This window comes from Gluconobacter kanchanaburiensis NBRC 103587 (assembly GCF_007988905.1).
Classification (GTDB): Bacteria; Pseudomonadota; Alphaproteobacteria; order Acetobacterales; family Acetobacteraceae; genus Gluconobacter; species Gluconobacter kanchanaburiensis.
Map to the genome: position 1 here is coordinate 1 of NZ_BJVA01000039.1, position 1,520 is coordinate 1,520.

The following is a 1,520-nucleotide window of genomic DNA, read 5'->3' on the forward strand; positions in this document are numbered from 1 at the left end:
TCGCGCTGTAACCATCATCTTCTGGCTATGAGTCCTGAGCCAAGTATCGGATCTTAATCGTTGCCCCGGAACAGAGATCCGATCATTCATAGACGTTAAAAAAGGAAAAGAATGACCGCTATAGGGGGTAAGCGGAATATCGGTTGTAGATAGGTAAAAACGGACATTCAATTCTATGGTAAGGTTAAGTCGCATGATCAAGGTGAAAAACTCTTTCTCTGATGATCACGATCAGAATTATATTCAAAATAATAACAGTATGTATATCGTCATTACTGTAAATTAATGCAAAAATTATTGATAGAGACGTTATTCGTCTCAGAAATTATTTTTTGGGACCAATCCCTATGAAGGGAGGCATATTCTCTCTATGAAATTTTGAGCAGTAATGTTTTAATAATTAGGAGAGCATTAATCACAAATGGAATCTTTTAATGGTGAAAATACACTTGCGATGGAAGTTTTTTTATCTTTTATGCCTTGCAATATCGGCGTCATTAAATAGAAGTCCTGCTTCAGGAGTATTATTGCCTCCCCTTGAAGCTCCAACTATTCCTGCTGTTCCAGCAGGGAAAACTGTCCCCCTACTTGACGCCAGTAAAACTGAAAAACTCAGCGCACATATCTGGATGATCCCAGGCTATCCTAATATTCCAATCATTGTTGGTAAAAAAGCTGTACTCGTTGTCGATACTGGACTGGGAAATTCAGCGGCACACGTCATTTCAGAAGAAGTCGAGCGCCTCGCACCTGGTAAGCCGCTTTATCTCACCACTACACATTTTCATCCCGAGCACGCCGCAGGCTTTGGTGGCTTCCCTTCTGGCACAAAACTACTGCGTCCAAGCGTTCAAGAGAATGAGCTGAATGCTGACAGAGGACGTATGCTCGAAAGATTTCGCATTCATAATGCAGAAGCGTTGAGCCAAGCAGATTACGGAAAACCTGAGCTCTTTAAGGATGAAAAAATACTTGATCTAGGTGATGTGCATGCACGTATTTTTTGGGCCGGCCCTGCACATACTTATGGCGACACATTGGTGTACATTCCAGAAGATCGCGCTCTTGTAACGGGAGATGTCGTCCAGAATCTTGCCACGCCAACATTTCTTGGTGGCGATATTGGACCTGAAGAGTGGCTTCACACACTCCAAATTTTTGCGCCACTGAAACCTAAGCTGGTTATTCCTGATCACAGTCCCCCAGGACCAGGTGAAAAGCTAATTAGTGACGAAGAAGCGTTTATGACGGCACTGATAATAGAAACTCGCAAAGCTAAAAAAGATGATTTATCTGAAGATGATTCCGTAGAAAAAGTTACTACCTCACTTCATGCTCAATTTCCTGACTGGATCATGAATCCGCTCACCAAAGACGGTATTCGTCGAGTATGGAAGAAAAAAGAATAATGGTAATTTTGTATATGTCGCAGGACTTATTTAATCCTGTGACGTATACAAAAATAAATCAGAATGTCTGATATTCGGAGTATTGTTCGGAATATTTCTCGTCTTGGATGA

At 41.5% G+C, this 1,520-nt stretch carries 1 protein-coding gene; it reads left to right on the forward strand.

What is annotated here, in order from left to right; all coding sequences use genetic code 11:
* Positions 1-434: 434 nt before the first annotated feature.
* Positions 435-1,409 (forward strand): MBL fold metallo-hydrolase, encoded by a 975-nt coding sequence (locus GKA01_RS13500; RefSeq protein WP_146864153.1) that lies wholly within the window; start codon positions 435-437, stop codon positions 1,407-1,409.
* The last annotated feature ends 111 nt before the right edge of the window (positions 1,410-1,520 follow it).

What these genes read in the sequence shown, in the direction of transcription:
- GKA01_RS13500 (WP_146864153.1), top strand. Translation starts at nt 435, where the DNA reads ATGGTGAAAATACACTTGCGATGGAAGTTTTTTTATCTTTTATGCCTT.